The organism is Gramella sp. KN1008, from assembly GCF_004332155.1.
Taxonomy (GTDB): domain Bacteria; phylum Bacteroidota; class Bacteroidia; order Flavobacteriales; family Flavobacteriaceae; genus Christiangramia.
This window is the reverse complement of the sequence record NZ_SJDV01000001.1, coordinates 132,204-148,581: the sequence shown is the minus strand read 5'-3', so window position 1 is coordinate 148,581 and position 16,378 is coordinate 132,204. Positions and strand designations below refer to the sequence as shown.

Here is a 16,378-nt window from a genome sequence, read left to right as displayed (position 1 = left end):
TTGCTGGAAGTAGTATCAATATTGTACCAGGTCTTTAGTTGCTATTTTTTTTATAAGCATTTCATCATATCGCCTGGTGTTTTCCACTCTGTAGAACAATGTGTCATCTATTAGTAAAAGTTCTTCATTGATCGGCAATGAATCAGCTATAATCCTATAGTCTGTCACATGATTATTCCTGTCAATTCTTGAAATCCCAATTTGTTGCATGCCCGTATATTCAAAGAAACTCCACTTGTCTCCCGAAGTATGGTATAGGAATACATCATTGTTATTCTTCACAAACTTGGGCCATCTTTTTTCTGATTTATCCTGGAGTATAATTTCTTTTGGATTTAACTCTTTCCTCTTTGGGACATTATCTGCGAGTTCAATGAATCCGTACATTAAATATTCACTGTCTGGCTTACTGAAATCATTGTAGGCAAACAGAATGCTATTATTGATATGGTTGTACTTCATACTAAGTCGGTCAATGCAACAATCAGTAGAATAGATCATGTCATTGAATACAACTTCATCCTTTGGCAGGTCAATGATCTTGAGATGTAATTCAAAACGATGATTTGGATTCATCTCATTTGGTCCAGGATTGGAATTAGAAAATGGCTCACTTATCCAGGCAATGAAGGCCAAATCTTTGCTGGTTTCTACTAGAATTTTATTATTCCATCCTATCAATGAACCGCTGAGTTCAATATTTGTTTTCGTAACATATGTGGAAGTTTCTATTGAAATCTCGATTAAATTGTTGATGGAATCTACTTTAGATTTACGATCATAATACTCATTGCTGGAAGGTTCCTTTTTCAGTACTGACTTAGAAAACTTAAGATCATTATTTTCTTTGTGGAATAAAGGCCTGATAAGGCTGCTTTGTTCTTCTTTCAAAGTTATACTGGAAGGTGATATTAAAGCACCCCTGTTTTTCTCTTCCGTTGACATACAGGAAGTCAGAAGAAAAATAATCAATATTTGGATTTTTGTCTTCATTTTAATTTCCCTCAATGTTTGCGAGAAAGCATTATTGTGGGGATGTTGGCTTAGACCTGGTTTATTGCGTGAAGATAATTATTTTCTTTCTAACGGTGCCGCCTGTTTGCGATGAACCATTGTTGTGCCCGCTAGCTTCAAATTAGTTAGTCAAAATTTTAATATCCCTTTCAAGTCGTTCTACTTCTATATCTTTCGTACCATCATAAACTCCACGTATTCGTTTTTTCTTATCTACCAGTATAAAGTATGGAGTGTGAATAAAATCCTGAACCCCACCATCTCCCTGATCTACAGCGGCAAAATAACTTTTCCTGGCCAGTTCATAAATATGTTTTTTGTTTCCGGTGGTGATATTCCATTTTGAATCTATTACACCTTGTTCGATCGCGTATTTCTTTAATACAGGGATGCTATCCATATTAGGGGTTACCGATATTGATAAAAACATGACATCATTCTCATTGTAAAATTTGTTTTGAAGTTTAGCCATGTTAGTAGTCATTATTGGGCAAATACTTGGGCAACTTGTAAAAAAGAAATCAACTATATAAATTTTGTCTTTATAATGATCTTGAGTTATTAATTCTCCGTTTTGATTTATCAATTCAAAATCCAAAACTGTATGGTCCTCCTTTTTGTTTTGTAAACTAATATCAACCAGTTCCGGATTAAAATCAGATGGATTATAAACAGGAAGTTCTTTGTTTGAAGATTGATCACAAGACAGGGAAAAATAAATGATCATTAATAGAATGAAAAAATATGCTTTACTGATTTTCATCTTATACGAAATTATGCTCCAGAAATTCTTTTGCCTCTTTGATTTCAACTCTTTCAGAATTATATTTTTCAGTCTGGGTAATTAATTTTTCAAAATAGAATCTGGCTTTTTCTAAATCACCAGATTTCTTTGCAGCGGTTGCCGCACCATAAAGTCCATTGAACCTATTAGGACGTCTTTCCAAATTGAGTTCATACATCTTTAAAGCCTTTCCTGGTTGGTTCAGGGTGAGAAGCATATCAGCTAAAAGTTCATCAGCAGGTAATATCTCGCCTGGTGTCACAGGATGTTTGGAAGTTTTACTTTCCATTTCTGCCGCAGAAGTCATTAGTGATAAAGCGGTGTCTGTATTACCTTTTTTTAATTGTATCCAGGCTTCAATGGTTTTAATTTGAATAGCAACCTGGTTTGCTTTATAACTATCTTTTATATTCTCCAGTTTCTGTTTAGAAGAATACAAAATGTCCAGTTCTTTTTGAGCAAAATCTAATTTATCTAAGTGGATATACCCTAATGCCTTTGCAAAATGTAATAGCGACGATTGCCACGGAAATTCTGCCCATTCGATCTCTAATTTTTGTGGTAACTCAAGATTGGCCGCTTCTTCCCAATTTTTATTTTCAACTGCCAAACGCGAAGGAATAGCTGCGGCGGTGTAGGCAATTTTAAAGTTTGCAGGGAATACTTCTTTAAAAGTTTTGAGATAGTCATATTGTTGGTAGGCAAGTTTATTATTTCCTATCTGCAAATACGCATACACTAAATATCCCATAGCGTGTACTTCTTCATCCCAATGAGCACCGGGAGCAATACTTTCTGCATAACAAATTGCAGATTCAACTGATTTAAGATTTGTACTAATAGATTCATCCCAAAGGCCTAAACGGGTAAATATATGCGACGGCATATGCTGCGCATGGGCTGAATTTGGAGCAATATCTGCATATCGCCTCGCTGTGCTTAATCCCAGTGGTGCTAATTCTGGATAATCATAGGAATGTATGATATAATGGGCAATTCCCGGATGGTTGGGTTCTTCTTTAAACAACTCTTCCAGTATTTTTCCAGCTTCGCGTTGTTTTGATAAAGAGTTATCTGAAGGTAAAGCGGAAGCTCTTAAAGCCAGAGCATAAAAAACAGCGACCTCTGTATCATTTTTATTTTTCTGATACATTTCCAACATTTTTTGAGCATACTTTTCTTTTCGGGTCTGATGGTCTAATGTCTCCCAGTTTTTATAGAAAGCACCTATAGCTTCTATATATTGCTCCGATTTTTTGGATTTGGGAAGCTTTTCGGCAATTGCAATAAGTTTTGCCCCTTTTTCTAAAACAGATTGATCGGGAGGAGCCCATAATCCGTGATAAATGCTCATGGCTACCCCCCAATATGCCATTGCGCATTGCGGGTCTTCATCTATAAGCTTCACAAATGCTTTTTCTGCCTCTAAATATTCAAAGGAATGGAGTAAAGAAATGGCAAGATTAAAGGTTTCTCTTGTTTCATAACTACAGAATTCAGAAAAATTGACCTCTCCAAATTGACCATTCCCGCAAAGCTTAAGATCACCTCTTTGTAGATTTATGGATGATAAATCAGGACTGGTGTTGTTGTCTTTACAGGAAGAAAGTAAAAAACAACAAATAGTCCCTAAATAGAGCAGTGTATTTATAGAATATTTCATTCTATAAGTTACGATAATTTCCCCTAATACTTTTAGTTTTCCATACTCAAAAAACTGGTTTACAGTTATTTAAAATACTTCCTATTGCACCCTAATCGACATTGTTCTGCGTTCTTTCACATTTTTTTTATTTTTAGGGATACACTAACCGGCCAATAGCTTAATTATGAAAAATGGACTTAGTTTTAACCACAAAGTTATAATTGTCTTTGCTCTTCAATTAATTCTAACATCAAATACCTTTGCGCAGAAAAACGCGACCATACCCTGGACCATTAATACTGAATTATACTCAGAAGAGGTCAAGGATACATTCTTAATATCTGTTGCGCTACCCGAATCATACGATGAAACCAGGGAGTACCCGGTTGTTTATATCACCGATGCAAGATTTGGATTTGGAACGGCAGTTGAAATAAGCCGCGCAAATGTAATCGACGGTACAACATCTCCAGCTATTATAGTTGGAATTGGATATCCGGGAGATCAAAATTTTGGGAGAATTATGCAAATACGTTCCCGGGATTTTTCTACGGTTTCTGATCCTCAGGTACCCGGCGGATGGCCGGCCTGGGCAGCAGAAATTGAATGGGGTGGAGCAGATGCCTTTCTCAAATTTATTGACAAAGAATTAATTCCCTATGTCGAAGATAATTATCAGGTGAATAATGACCGGACATATATGGGCTGGTCTGGCGGCGGTCTTTTCGGGACATATCTAATGTTTAACAGGCCTGATTTATTCAATAACTACTTACTGGTTTCCTCTCCTTATGAATGGTTTCATAATGGTATTGCCTTTGAGTATGAAGATAATTATGCCGGCAACAATGATACGCTGGATTTAAATGTAATCCTGGCTGTGGGAACAGGAGATTCTGAATCCACAATTGAATCAAATAGGCGCATGTCCAAAATTCTAAGTGATCGAAATTACGAAGGACTGAATGTTAACTTTAAAATTTTTGAAAATAAAAAACATTATGCTGTTTGGCCTACTGCAATCATTCATGGATTACCAAAGATTTTAGATTCAGACATGAACTAGTTGTTCATTTCTGAAGTGCTTTTAATTTTCTTTTTAAGCGAAAAGCTATAATAGTAGGGATCAGAGCTATTAATAAGCCAATCAACAATCCCGTGATAGTGAATTTCATAGTTTGTGGTGTGTCAATATCGTGCCTATGATTCCATATCTCTACAATCTTGCCTTCATCATTAAACCTAAAAACATTGATTATAGGAATTGTACCCGCATCAAACATTATCTTTCCCACAAAGGTTGAAGGTTTATAGGTTGCCTCCCAACGGGTAGCCACAAGATCTCCTTCAGCTATCTGGTAATTGATTTTAGAATCCCAGGTCCCATTATCCCAGAAGCGGTCAGCAATTATTTTCTGCTCAATTGCAGGTTCCGTAACTCCCTTTCGTTCGCCTATATCATGAACAACATATTCCTCAGCAACATAATCGATATAGTTATCGGTATTATCTGTAAACCAAAGGTCCTGATAAAAATTGCGGGCAATCTCTTTATTCCTCTCAGGATGGCTATTCGATGACAGACTATCTTTCTGGGAATAAGCATTAATATTAACTATTAAAATTGCTAAAAGAGGTAATATCCGTTTCATGATTAGTGGTTTTATGTTAGCTAAATACTTTGTTCAGTTTAATCACCACGGTCCCATTTATCGCAAGTTAGAGCTGTAGGGACCCTTATCTGACTTAGACCTGATTTATTGTTGATGTCTTCCAGGAACCCTTATTTTAGTTGCTGGCAGGTTTTTCTCCAAGCATACAATGAGCGCCAAATTTTACCCGATCATTGTTTTCAGTTCTGCAGTTGACAAAACCTGCATCACGAAATGCTTTTTCGAGATCTGCAAGCTTATGCAGGTGAAACCTTTCTGCCTCAACCGGTTTAAACTTCATGAAATTTTCGCGGAAAGGAAAGGTCACCGCTGCCCTTCCTGCGGGTTTGAGCACACGGTGCATTTCTTTAAATACTTCTCCAGGATCTTCAAATACATATGCCGTGGCTACCGTACATGCCTTGTCAAATGAGCCGTCTTTAAATGGGAGTGCATTACCTGAAGTCTTATGCAGTTTCACCTTGCCTTCTGAAATGCTTTTGGCGTTTTTTCTGGAAGCCATTTCCATTGCCGTGTCTGAAACCTCTATTCCCGTAACGCTGCCCCCGGGTGCCTGTTGTGAAAGTAGCTGAATGTTAGCACCGTTCCCAAAGCCTATTTCAATGATATCATCGTCCGGTTGTATATCCATAAGATTCAACGTCCAGCGTCCCGCCTTAATAGTAGATCTGGTCATCACCAACAACACAAGCTTTCCTAAAAGCCCTCTAGGGTATTTAATCTGCTTTCCTATTGCCTTCAGTAAATTCATTTCCCCGGGATATGATTATTCCATTAGATATTTCAATATTTCAACTTATAATTTAATAAAATCTGTTCAATTAGAGCCCAAAACCACGAATAACTATCTGTCTTATAGCATTTTACATGAAAAAAGATGCGCTTAGACTAGTTAATGGCAACCTGGCTTATGACCTGTTTTAGTGTTCAGGTTGTTTAGTTTTCTGGATCTGCGCATAATCCTTTCTGTAAAAGATGTGACCGTTTTTCATGGTAAATTCAATTTCGCGAATCGCCATTATATCTTCCAGGGGATTTTTTCTCAGAACCACCAGATTAGCGACTTTTCCCTTTTCGACAGACCCATGAGTTTCTTCAATACCTATTGCTTTAGCCCCATTTAAAGTAGCCGCTTCAATCGCCTTTGCCGGGCTAAGTATCCCATCCCCTACCAATTGTTCTATTTCCCTGAAAACAGTTGGGTAAGGCTCTGTAATATCGTTGTAATAATCCGTTCCTGTAGACAATGTTACTCCAGCCTTACTGGCAGCCAGAGCATAGGCTTTATATAGATCATACATTTTCGGGTTTTTAATGGAGTAATTGATATCCCATATTACATTGTGTTCCACCATAGCATCCAGTAACATTTTCAGTTCAGGACTGTCAACATTCAGCTTTGAAAGGTCCTGAGGATAAATAGCAGCTCTCGCATTCTCAAAACTGGTATGGGTAAAAGGAATCCTTACCGTAGGATCAACATCTTTATCCTGCCAGAAGGCTCCCCATACATGGGTCACTACATCTACACCTGCTTCAATTATCTTAATGGGCCTGTCAGGAAAAACGGTTAGATGGCTCCAGGACTTGAGACCCTGTTCGTGTGCTTCTTTTGTGATCTCTTTTATCAGGTCTGCATCAACGCCGGCGTAGAACTTAATTCCGCTTACAAGGCTGCCCCGGGCCATGGCAACACTCTGTTCGATATCCATTTCCGGAGTTGCACGTTGCGCCCATCCTGCATTTTTCATCTTAACACCCTGGGTAATTATTTTCATCCTCATATCTTTATCCATCATATCATCCCCGCCAAAAGTGGCACAGAAATAGATCTCCGGCCCGGGAATTTCATTCCGCTGGATCAGCCTGTTTTCATAGGCAAGAAGGCGTGCATCTCCACCCATATCCCGTACCGAGGTAACACCGTTGTACACCCACCTTTTGAATTCCATTCTTGCGGTATCGGGAGTACGGGGTAGGGCCCTGTTACCCATCCCCATATGAACATGCGTATCGATAAGGCCCGGAATAAGATAGTGTCCCTGCAGGTCTATTTTTTTCACAGTATCATTGAGACCTTTTGAACCCGTTTCGAAGATATCTTTGATCAGGCCCTTTTCAACAAGGATAGTCCTGTTGGGAGTAAAGCTGCCATCAGTATTCCATAGGTTTACCCCGGTTATGGCTGTGCCCCTACCCTGTGCATTTATAAGCTCTGAAAAAAGTAAAAAAAGTAACAGGATTCCGCCTAATTTAATTCCTTTCATGTGTAAATGATTTAATTGTCCAGCCTTGACCTATAATTGCGGAAGTAGGGAGTCCCTGTCAAGCCCTAATAATCAGATTATTATAAAGTTAAAAAAAATCATTAATAAAAATGCAGGAGTTTTTATATACCTGTTGAACCTTTTAATTCCTGTAGAAAACGATAATTATATTTCTTTCTAAGGCTACCGCCTGTTTATAATGTTTCGGTATTGTGCTTTTTATCGTAAATTGAATAGGCATTTATAGAAAAATACTTGTAGACATGTTAGCATTTAAAAGAGGTTTTCCATTTTACCTTTTTATGGCCGTTTTAATGATCGTGGTTAACGTAATTGGATTCGCACCTAGTTATTTTTTAAAACCATTATTCAATTATCCGGAACTACCATTCAGTACGCATGTTCATGGTATATTGTTCACAGGCTGGTTTGTGCTGTTTTTTACTCAGGTTCTTTTAATACGAAAAGGAAAAATTAGAATTCATAAACAATTAGGGATCATAGGAGCGATTCTTGCCTTATTTATGTTTATCTCCGGAACATTGATTATATACTTTCGTACCCTTGAATTTACTGGCACTGCAGGCTCACTACAAAATACCGCCCTGGTAGTAAGCGGTAATATTATGTTGCTTTTTATGTTCGTTATGTTTACAGGATTGGGAATAGTATACAGGGAGAGAGCTGATTGGCATAAACGATTTATGCTGCTTGCATGTGTTTCCATGATGCCCCAATCATTAGGACGTTTTGGAAGGCTGCCAATACCATCAATAAATGAGTCGGTTCCTAATGAAGTTTTTTTTGGGGTGGGAGGAATGGTCTTTTTTATTCTATTGATATGGACTCACGAATTAATCCAATTCAAAAGGCTTCATCTTATTTCATTTATCGGAGGTCCGTTTATGTTTGCGATGATCATTTTCGGGGCTATAATCCTACCTGGGACAGGTCTAATGAAAGAAATGATCATTTGGATCAATAGTTAGTGGAAGCCTTTAAAAAAAGCTCAATAAAAACCCTTTTCTAATGAAACAATAATGATAAGGCTTTTACCCTCTTATCCATTATTTCCTTCTTACTAATTTCTGATAGAGAGGTTTTGCACTAATCCATCCTGCTACCGCACCGGTAACTGCTCCAAAAAGTCCAAGCTCAATACCGAAAGCAACTTTTGGCGCATTTTCTTCGAGAGATGCTATAGCATCACCAATCAACGCACCCAGACCCATGAGAAAAGCTATAGCCACAATAATTCCCAGGATTATTCCGGAAATCCATAATATCAGCCATTTAGTAGCCCTAATATTTTGTGTTTTCAACCAGTACCATTGAAACAGTCCCATAAAACCACCTCCACCTAAAACGATAAAGATTGGCTCAACCGGTCCCGCATGCGGACCCATAACAAGATGCCTTTGAATAAGCTCACCAGATATAATTATCAAAAATCCGAAGGTGGAAGCCAAAATCCAGGGCCATACTTTCAGAATATATTTTTTCAGTACCAAAGACTGCAAACTTCCCAGTAATGCCCCAAAAACAGGATACATTATAAGATGTTTCCAGAGATTATGCCAATACAAAGCCTCATATGTGGAGCGATCAAGCCAGTCAGGAAGATTTTCAGGGTCAAGTTGTTGGGGTATATCTGCACGATTGATATCGGCCATCGCCTCAGGAGCAATCGATGAGGCGACTGCACTGATTAAGATAAAAGATAAAAATCCCAGCAGATATCCCAGGGACGTTGTTATAACCCATTGGGTTCGGAATTTTTTTAATGATTTCATTGCTCTAATATTTTTGACATTCAAAAAATTATTGAATTGGAAGCTTAGACCTAGTCCCTTATAAAGATAATTATTTTCTTTCCAGGGACTGGACCTGTTTGGGTTATGCGTTGTTGTGCTTAGGGCTTTTCTTCAATCCTTTAATTTTCCAATGTCCAGACACAACATGGGTCTGACTATGACTCTTTCAGCGTTCAGATTAGCCTGTATATCTACTCCAATACTTAGAAAGTTAAAAGGAATATATCTTCCTCCAATTTTAACTGGAAAACCAATCGTTGAAAATTCTTCTGACAGATAGTTGCTAACATTAAAATCACCAAACTCCGGATCTAACTCATCAGTTCTTAAAGTTCCCCAAAACCGTCCTATTCCAGCCTGGTATCGAATTCTGAAATTCTGGCGTTGCAAGTCAATATATTTTCCAAATAATAAGTTGAATTGATAAAACTTTTCTTCCGGGGAATCAGGGAAAAGAAAATCATTAAAATACTCTTCTCCATCGTAGTACCCGATGGTATATATATAAGATCTGGAAAAGATATTTAGATCGATTCCTTCAAAAAAGGAATCAGTAAAAATGTCCATGGTTCCTTTTCCGGAAATTGAATATTTATCAATGATCTGGCTTTGAATTACCGGAATATTGAAAAGAAAAAAAGAAAGTATCAATGTCCATTTTCCCATAATCTTTAACTGAAGTATTCATTCAATACAATGCCCCCTGGGCTGTCATATCAAAAGCTGGACGTGTGGGGAAAGATTCCGGCAGCTGCAGGGAATTTCTGCGGAAACTTAGGAATGTTTAAGTTAAACATTTTTACTTTAAAAATATATAACTATATGATTTAAAAGCCTTTATAAACAGTAAGCAGATTCATTATCCTATTGCAGGCACAAGTGGATGCTTAGGCTTAACTATGGGGTGTGGATACTTATTTTCTTTCTAACGGTAGCGCCTGTTTGCGATGAATTCTTTGTGAGCACAAGCTTTAATGATCATGGATTCCCTTATTCGTTTATGTTAATCCAGTTTTTTAAAAGTCAGGATCTCTCCCGAAGACGAAGCGTAGAAATTTCCTATATACATTATTTCATCCTCAATTCTGAAACTATATTCCTCAAACTGAGAATTGCTGGACAAGAGCCATCTCAAACTTATTTTTCCTTCTGAAATTCCATATTCATACCGGCCAGACCTGTATTTTGGTTTCAAAACTCCCTCCTGCAATTCTTCTCCCCTGGCCAGGGTCATTATGTCCATACCCCCAAGCGAACTAAAGGATAGCGTGTCGGATTTTGTTTCGATTTCAACCCATTTCCCTTCGCCAATTGAGATCGTACCGCTATTATCACTGGAACAACTCAGACAAAGCGTAACAAAAATTACTATGAATGCTTTCTTCATGTTACTTTTTATTCTAAAGTTAGTTTATTTTTTGCTCCAATTACCAGTTCACAAACCGCGCCCCAAGGTCTCAGTATTAGTTTTATATTTTGTTTTAAATACTTTATTCATTGAAATAAGAGCAACAATTCCAAGTACAAAATATATATAACCCGAAATTGTCCAGCCATTCAATACTAACTGGCTGTCAATCCTATTGGTTTGATTATCCCAAAAAAACTGAGGATAGTTTATTGATCCGTGTATTACCGCGAAGAGTAGAATATTATTTCCAAATTTTTTCCAGCTCCAGGTAAGTATCATTGTGGCCCCAGTGATTATAAGCAACCATGGAATCAGAATTTCACTTCTCTGAAATAGGATTGGGAAATGCCATAAGGTCCAGATAATTAAAACGAAAAACATAGCTTTTAGTAAAGTATATTTTTTATTCAAATTTGGTAAGAGCCATCCTCTCCATCCTAATTCTTCTCCAATTCCAATTATTAATATTTGTAAGATCAGATGAAAGATTAGTTGTTCCCAATTTTCCTGGATAATGGTAGTTATCAGATCGGCCGAAGTGCCTCCCGAAATTAATGATATGACTGATATTAGTAGTGTTAGAAAGGGTATCAGGAAATAATAATGAATGTTTTCACTTGCAGGAAAAAACCTTTTTAGTGCAATCTTTTCTTTATTACTCCACATCAATATTATAGCACTAATTCCAGGTGATATAACAGTGATTAACCTGGATAAGTAAATATCAAAGGGATTAGGTATTTTCAAATTTTGAGAAACCCACATATTAAAAGGAATGCCTACTCCATAGGTAAGTATAAAAGCAATTATTATAAAACTCAGGATTGGATATTTCCCGAGTATTTTGACCCTTTTATGAGTTTTTGAATGTTCTTCGGTTAATTCCAATTTTCTATAATATTGTGGGCAACGGTCTCTATTGCAAGCTGCGAATCAGGGATCGCGGGTTAAGGCCCTGGTTTGTTTGTGAAATGACTTATTTTCTTTCCAGGCTACCGCCTGTCTGAGCAATTCTAAGCAGAATCCTGAGGTAAAAATTCCATTGTATAATCGAAATATTCAGGCTGCGAAATGCCTTCTGCATATTTTATATTCTCGGGTTGATCATATTTCCTGAGGTATGCTTCACTAATTTTTTGATTAATCGGGTTACTCGGATCAATTTTCTCGCCTTTTACTCTGATTATATTTTCACCGAATTTCAATTCCCCGATTCCTGTTTTCCGGAATTCCGTAAACCAACTTCTTTCGCTTTTGTTCCAACTTCTGGCGAAAATTCTTTTATCTATTTCTACCATCCAGATCTTTAAAAAGGTCGGTCTGCTTGTACCTCCTTTTATTTCAATTAATGTATTATTTGCTAAATAGGTATAGAGCTCTTGTGGAAACATATTATTGATGAAATTATTACTCACGGTCCGGACTATCGAAAGCTGTCAAAGCAGGGATTACGTCCTGGTCCCGATTTGGTGGTGAAGTTAATTATTTTCTTTCTAAGGCTAGCCCTGTTGGTGATGTACCATTGCTGTACAAGGTTTACAGTTCACTTAACTCATAATCAGGTACTGATATTTTTTTTACAAAGATCAAAGCATCATATGATTCTGAATATATTTTGGAAATCTTTATCTTATATAAGGGTTTTGGTTGATATCCGCCTCCACCTATAAGTAAATATTCATTTTCTTTACTAAAGAATTCTGCTGGTTCCTTTTCAACCACTTTAGCTAAATCAATAAAGTAAATGTTCTTATCCACTAAATTTAATGTTCTGGCATAAGTTCTTCGAAAGGGTTTCTTTATATGGTAAGTTTTCCAGTGATTACCGTTTTTTTCATCGGTTACATAACCTTTTATCTTTCCAGTTGCAAAATCAAAACCTACGCTATAAAAATCTTCTTTGTAGTAGTCTTTTAAGCGACGCCCTAAATTAATTATATCGCTTCCAGCGGAATACATTTCTTTTTTGTTAATGTGCTCATTATGAGCCCAAATAAAAGCTTTTCCATTTTCTGATTCATTTTCAATAATCCATTTGACATTTTCAAACATTTTTAAATCTCTAAACTCATTTCTTTCTCTAAAGCCTTTAGTATTCGATACATATTCAGTGTATTTTATCAAGTAGTTTATACTTCTGATAATAGATCTTTCTTTTTCCTCACTAAGATTTATTCGGCTTATATAATCAAGTATGGTTTCCTTAAGCTTTTTTAATTTTGGCACCTGAATTTTGGCCCAGTTAGTAGGTTTATCATATTCTATATTTTTATTAGAACAACTATCTGCGATTTTCAAAATATCTTCGTCAATAGGTATTCTGTATCCATTTACAAAATCCCTTATTTCCCGATTTAAGTTTTTTCCATTTTGAATATCCATACCATAAAAGCGAATCTGATCGTCTTTTGGTTTATCTAAATTGAAATCCCTCATCCATTGTAATAGGTCTACTACCTCTTTGGAACGCCAAAATCCAATATTAAAATTCTCAGCTATCGTTTTGATGTTTCCTTTTCCACCACTAATCCATTCATTTATTCCAGCTTCAGCCTGATATGATTCTTCCATTATGAAAACCCTTATACCTTGAGTTTTTACCAGGTGCTTGAAAAATTTTGACTTAATAGTAAAAAACTCCTTTGTGTTATGAGATGCTTCTCCAAAACCAAAAATTTTAGCATTACTGAATTTTACAGGGATCTTCTCTTCAAAATCGATTAGTTGAGAATCTGAATTAGCATCTTCAATAAGGATTGAATTATTATTTATCCATTCTATCGTTTCCTTGTTTTGAGCAGCGCTTATTAGTGTTAAAAAGAATATGCTTACTGAAATTACTTTTATCATCAAAAGGATTGTTTTTTTTATATGGTGTACAACCGTCTCGGTTATCGCCAGTTGGCGGAGTAAGGGACGTGGATTTGTCGGCTTGGTCCTGGTTTGGTGGTGAAGTTAATTATTTTCTTTCTAAGGCCAGGGCCTGTTTAGATCATACTTTATCACCTCCTGTTCTCACCGTGCAAAATTAGGACTAAACACCTCGTGTCTTAATGGAAATTGTGTAGTAAGAAATTCAATCGCTCTTTGGGAGTTCTCTTCATTCTTAAAATACATTACCGAATCTCTTTTAATATGCCTGTCATTCAAAACAAATATTTCAAATGAATTGAAGGATTTGTCCAGATCGGGTTTTGCAACCGAAAAGAATGCATATTTCTGTCTTTTCTTAAACTTTAAGATTGAAACTACCGGCCTGTCATTTAAACTCACTTTATTGCTGTAAAGCGTTATTCCATTAAAGAATTTCGCCCGGTATAACTTATTTCCCTTTTTGAGTAATCCTTTTCTGGAAAATGCGAGTGATATTAAATAGAAGAATAAAAGAAGCGATAAAATAAAAATAAGGTATCCTTTCCAGTTCAAATTATTGTCCATCAACTCGATTACGATCATTAAAGGAATTAAAGAAAATCCCATAATGATCATTATCTGATGAGGATTGAAACTTGCTTCCAATGGTAATTTTTCTGTTTTCAATTTCAAGGTTTTCTTCTCAGAGTATTAAAGTTTAGTTTTTTAGGGAACTGTCGAAGTGCGAATGCGGGCCAACGAATTACTCCAGCTTTTCAAAAAACAGGTTTCGCACCCGCCCGTTGGATACTTTACATCCTGTAATTGAATCATTCTCATCCCTGATAAATTCCACCTGCCCGAAAAACCAGGTGTCACCTTTAAACATATCTTTCTTTACAGGAATCAGCTTAAAGTCGCTTAACCTGTTATGTTTCGCAACAAGACCATCATTCACCACAGTAAAGTAGTATGTGGTGGCCAGTTCGTCGCTGTAAAATTCCCCTACAAAGTCAGAAAGATCCACGGTAGACTCGTCGAATTTTTTAGCTCTTGGAGCTTCCATGATCTGCCCTCCCTGGTGGAGTTTTAGAAGATCTATATTATTTTCTTCATTAGCGATGAACTCAATTTTAGCTTCAACGCCTGCTACCCTGAATTCGGTCATGGAAACCGGCTGCAATACAACCTTTGGTTGTCCTGTTGCCTGGACCATTAACTGGGTATCTTCAGAGCTTATCGTAAGAATAAAGCCTGGTTCTAATTCAAAATCACCGGTATATTTCTCTAATAAGCTTTGATCAATGGCCACAACTTCTGCTTCGCTTTCTTCTTTCACTTCTTCAGTTGTATCATCGGTCTTGATTTTATCTTTCAGATAAATATCTGTCACTTTATGCGCTATTCTGCGGGTATTGAATCCGTTGGAATTACTAAGTACAGCCACCGCGAAGTTCTCTTCGGGAAAGCGCGTTAAATAAGATCTGTAACCGGCGTCTGCGCCTCCATGTTGTATTTCCTTCAATCCTTTATAATCACCCACAAACTGGCCAAGAGCCCCACCAAAGCTTTCCCCGTTGTTAAGTACGGCAGGCGTATTCATTTTAGTGATAATAGAGGCATCTCCCACCTTAATATCTGTAAAATTCATGGCCCACAGGCTTAGATCTTCCACAGTGGTAAAAAGACTGGTGGCTCCCACATTCGCGTAATTCAACACGCTCTTTTTATATTGATCGGAATCAGATTGATAGGAATAGGCCCGGTTCTTTACAATCTTCTCATGATCATCATAAAAAAGGGTATTGTTCATTCCTAATGGTTCAAATATGTTCATTTTGGTAAATTCAGCAAAAGACATATCAGAGATCCTTGAAACCACTTCAGCAAGGAGCGTAAAGCCGGTATTGCAATATGCGAACTCTTCCCCGGGATCAAAGTTCAATTCCTTCTGCCTGCTCACGAGTTTCAGAATATGTTCTGTGGTAATAACATCGTCCATTCGCCAGCCCGCCATCGTCAATAAATTCCATTGATCCCTTAACCCGCTGGTATGAGAAGCTAAATGCCTTAAGGTGATGGTCTTTCCAAAATCGGGCACTTCGGGAATATATTTCCTTATATCATCATCCAGACTCAATTTCCCCTGTTTTTCCAGCAATAGAATTGAGAAAACGGTAAACTGTTTTGAGACGGAAGCGATATGAAATACCGTAGAAGGAGTTATAGGGATGTCGTATTCCAGGTTAGCAATACCATAGCCTCTTTTATACAGGATAGACCCATCCTTAACGACCGCAACCGACGCTCCCGGACTATCATCAGTATCCCACGCAGTAAAAAGTTCATCTACCTGTTCTTCCCGGGTAACTGCCTTAGGTTTTATACTCTGTACGAACAATGTGTACTGCCCGGCATGATCTTTTTCACCAATAGATTCAACTTCTATAAGGAACCTGCCTCCCTGATTAGAAGATATGCTAAACATTTCATAACCGTTTCTGTAGTTGGGGCTGTCAAATTCCTCCAGTTTCTCCCCGAGCGGGCTATAGGTTGTGACCTTTAGATCTATTCCATCTTGCATCAACTTAAAAAATGCGAATTGATCTTTCTTGAGATCGATAGTGTAGTGATGTTTTTCTTCTGAATTGATTCCTGATTCAATAAGTTCCCCCTTAACCAGTTCGCCTTTTTCAACCTGGGCCTGGATGGCACTTACCTGAAATAGTATCAGCAGTAATAGTAACCTTAGCAGCTTGTGATCCATAGTAGTATTATTAATTGCACACACCGGTCCTGGTTATCGAAAGCTCTCGAAGCAGGGATTACGACTTATACCCGGTTTGGTTGTGAAGTTAATCCTTTTCTCCCTAACGGTAACGCCTGTTGAAAAACTTTTGCCTCCGGTGTAGCATTC

The 16,378-nt window shown here is 37.3% G+C and carries 16 protein-coding genes; 2 read left to right on the top strand and 14 right to left on the bottom strand.

Going from position 1 to position 16,378, the window contains the following annotated elements; genetic code table 11:
• Positions 1–15 precede the first annotated feature (15 nt).
• The 3 genes from EZJ28_RS00745 to EZJ28_RS00735 all read right to left on the bottom strand — a co-directional run bounded on the left by EZJ28_RS00745 (position 16) and on the right by EZJ28_RS00735 (position 3,461).
• The gene (locus EZJ28_RS00745) at positions 16–972 is read right to left on the bottom strand and encodes a hypothetical protein (protein ID WP_131393866.1); all 957 of its coding nucleotides are present in this window, start codon (positions 970–972) and stop codon (positions 16–18) included.
• 163 nt (positions 973–1,135) lie between these two features.
• Positions 1,136–1,741 carry an SCO family protein gene (locus EZJ28_RS00740; protein ID WP_242670055.1) on the bottom strand — a complete coding sequence of 202 codons (606 nt, stop codon included), beginning with the start codon at positions 1,739–1,741 and terminating at the stop codon, positions 1,136–1,138.
• 37 nt (positions 1,742–1,778) lie between these two features.
• Complete coding sequence (locus tag EZJ28_RS00735; protein ID WP_131393862.1) at positions 1,779–3,461, bottom strand: hypothetical protein; 1,683 nt, start codon at positions 3,459–3,461, stop codon at positions 1,779–1,781.
• A gap of 166 nt (positions 3,462–3,627) precedes the next feature.
• Here EZJ28_RS00735 and EZJ28_RS00730 point away from each other — a divergent pair, with 166 nt between their 5' ends.
• Complete coding sequence (locus EZJ28_RS00730) at positions 3,628–4,509, top strand: alpha/beta hydrolase (protein WP_131393860.1); 882 nt, start codon at positions 3,628–3,630, stop codon at positions 4,507–4,509.
• Between the two features lie 4 nt (positions 4,510–4,513).
• Here the strand turns inward: EZJ28_RS00730 and EZJ28_RS00725 are convergent, their stop codons facing one another.
• The 3 genes from EZJ28_RS00725 to EZJ28_RS00715 all read right to left on the bottom strand — a co-directional run bounded on the left by EZJ28_RS00725 (position 4,514) and on the right by EZJ28_RS00715 (position 7,383).
• The gene (locus EZJ28_RS00725; protein WP_131393858.1) at positions 4,514–5,095 is read right to left on the bottom strand and encodes a nuclear transport factor 2 family protein; all 582 of its coding nucleotides are present in this window, start codon (positions 5,093–5,095) and stop codon (positions 4,514–4,516) included.
• Between the two features lie 136 nt (positions 5,096–5,231).
• Positions 5,232–5,867 (bottom strand): class I SAM-dependent methyltransferase, encoded by a 636-nt coding sequence (locus tag EZJ28_RS00720; protein WP_131393856.1) that lies wholly within the window; start codon positions 5,865–5,867, stop codon positions 5,232–5,234.
• A gap of 169 nt (positions 5,868–6,036) precedes the next feature.
• Positions 6,037–7,383 carry an amidohydrolase family protein gene (locus EZJ28_RS00715; RefSeq protein ID WP_131393854.1) on the bottom strand — a complete coding sequence of 449 codons (1,347 nt, stop codon included), beginning with the start codon at positions 7,381–7,383 and terminating at the stop codon, positions 6,037–6,039.
• Positions 7,384–7,646: 263 nt separating this feature from the next.
• On the opposite strand from EZJ28_RS00715, the gene EZJ28_RS00710 reads away from it, so the two are divergent.
• On the top strand, positions 7,647–8,372 hold the full coding sequence (locus EZJ28_RS00710) for a hypothetical protein (RefSeq protein ID WP_131393852.1): 726 nt from the start codon (positions 7,647–7,649) through the stop codon (positions 8,370–8,372).
• 78 nt (positions 8,373–8,450) lie between these two features.
• Here EZJ28_RS00710 and EZJ28_RS00705 read toward each other — a convergent pair whose 3' ends face one another.
• The 8 genes from EZJ28_RS00705 to EZJ28_RS00670 form a co-directional block, all read right to left on the bottom strand.
• Positions 8,451–9,176 (bottom strand): hypothetical protein, encoded by a 726-nt coding sequence (locus tag EZJ28_RS00705; RefSeq protein ID WP_131393850.1) that lies wholly within the window; start codon positions 9,174–9,176, stop codon positions 8,451–8,453.
• 132 nt (positions 9,177–9,308) lie between these two features.
• Positions 9,309–9,863 (bottom strand): hypothetical protein, encoded by a 555-nt coding sequence (locus tag EZJ28_RS00700; protein ID WP_131393848.1) that lies wholly within the window; start codon positions 9,861–9,863, stop codon positions 9,309–9,311.
• Positions 9,864–10,200: 337 nt separating this feature from the next.
• Positions 10,201–10,584 (bottom strand): hypothetical protein, encoded by a 384-nt coding sequence (locus EZJ28_RS00695; RefSeq protein ID WP_131393846.1) that lies wholly within the window; start codon positions 10,582–10,584, stop codon positions 10,201–10,203.
• A gap of 48 nt (positions 10,585–10,632) precedes the next feature.
• Positions 10,633–11,496: a type II CAAX endopeptidase family protein gene (locus EZJ28_RS00690; RefSeq protein ID WP_131393844.1), complete on the bottom strand. Its 864-nt coding sequence runs from the start codon at positions 11,494–11,496 to the stop codon at positions 10,633–10,635.
• Between the two features lie 125 nt (positions 11,497–11,621).
• On the bottom strand, positions 11,622–11,999 hold the full coding sequence (locus EZJ28_RS00685; protein ID WP_131394828.1) for a DUF2255 family protein: 378 nt from the start codon (positions 11,997–11,999) through the stop codon (positions 11,622–11,624).
• Between the two features lie 145 nt (positions 12,000–12,144).
• Positions 12,145–13,458, bottom strand: coding sequence for an erythromycin esterase family protein (locus tag EZJ28_RS00680; protein ID WP_131393842.1), 1,314 nt, complete (start codon positions 13,456–13,458; stop codon positions 12,145–12,147).
• 165 nt (positions 13,459–13,623) lie between these two features.
• Entirely contained in the window at positions 13,624–14,148 is a 525-nt protein-coding gene (locus tag EZJ28_RS00675; protein ID WP_131393840.1) for a hypothetical protein, read from the bottom strand.
• A gap of 76 nt (positions 14,149–14,224) precedes the next feature.
• Complete coding sequence (locus EZJ28_RS00670; protein ID WP_131393838.1) at positions 14,225–16,228, bottom strand: serine hydrolase; 2,004 nt, start codon at positions 16,226–16,228, stop codon at positions 14,225–14,227.
• Positions 16,229–16,378 lie beyond the last annotated feature (150 nt).

Bases quoted from the DNA above. Each gene is read 5' to 3' on its own strand.
- EZJ28_RS00710 (WP_131393852.1), top strand. From the start codon at position 7,647: ATGTTAGCATTTAAAAGAGGTTTTCCATTTTACCTTTTTATGGCCGTT.
- EZJ28_RS00680 (WP_131393842.1), bottom strand. From the start codon at position 13,458: ATGATAAAAGTAATTTCAGTAAGCATATTCTTTTTAACACTAATAAGC.
- EZJ28_RS00715 (WP_131393854.1), bottom strand. From the start codon at position 7,383: ATGAAAGGAATTAAATTAGGCGGAATCCTGTTACTTTTTTTACTTTTT.
- EZJ28_RS00725 (WP_131393858.1), bottom strand. From the start codon at position 5,095: ATGAAACGGATATTACCTCTTTTAGCAATTTTAATAGTTAATATTAAT.
- EZJ28_RS00740 (WP_242670055.1), bottom strand. From the start codon at position 1,741: ATGATCATTTATTTTTCCCTGTCTTGTGATCAATCTTCAAACAAAGAA.
- EZJ28_RS00730 (WP_131393860.1), top strand. From the start codon at position 3,628: ATGAAAAATGGACTTAGTTTTAACCACAAAGTTATAATTGTCTTTGCT.
- EZJ28_RS00670 (WP_131393838.1), bottom strand. From the start codon at position 16,228: ATGGATCACAAGCTGCTAAGGTTACTATTACTGCTGATACTATTTCAG.
- EZJ28_RS00735 (WP_131393862.1), bottom strand. From the start codon at position 3,461: ATGAAATATTCTATAAATACACTGCTCTATTTAGGGACTATTTGTTGT.
- EZJ28_RS00695 (WP_131393846.1), bottom strand. From the start codon at position 10,584: ATGAAGAAAGCATTCATAGTAATTTTTGTTACGCTTTGTCTGAGTTGT.
- EZJ28_RS00705 (WP_131393850.1), bottom strand. From the start codon at position 9,176: ATGAAATCATTAAAAAAATTCCGAACCCAATGGGTTATAACAACGTCC.
- EZJ28_RS00720 (WP_131393856.1), bottom strand. From the start codon at position 5,867: ATGAATTTACTGAAGGCAATAGGAAAGCAGATTAAATACCCTAGAGGG.
- EZJ28_RS00685 (WP_131394828.1), bottom strand. From the start codon at position 11,999: ATGTTTCCACAAGAGCTCTATACCTATTTAGCAAATAATACATTAATT.
- EZJ28_RS00700 (WP_131393848.1), bottom strand. From the start codon at position 9,863: ATGGGAAAATGGACATTGATACTTTCTTTTTTTCTTTTCAATATTCCG.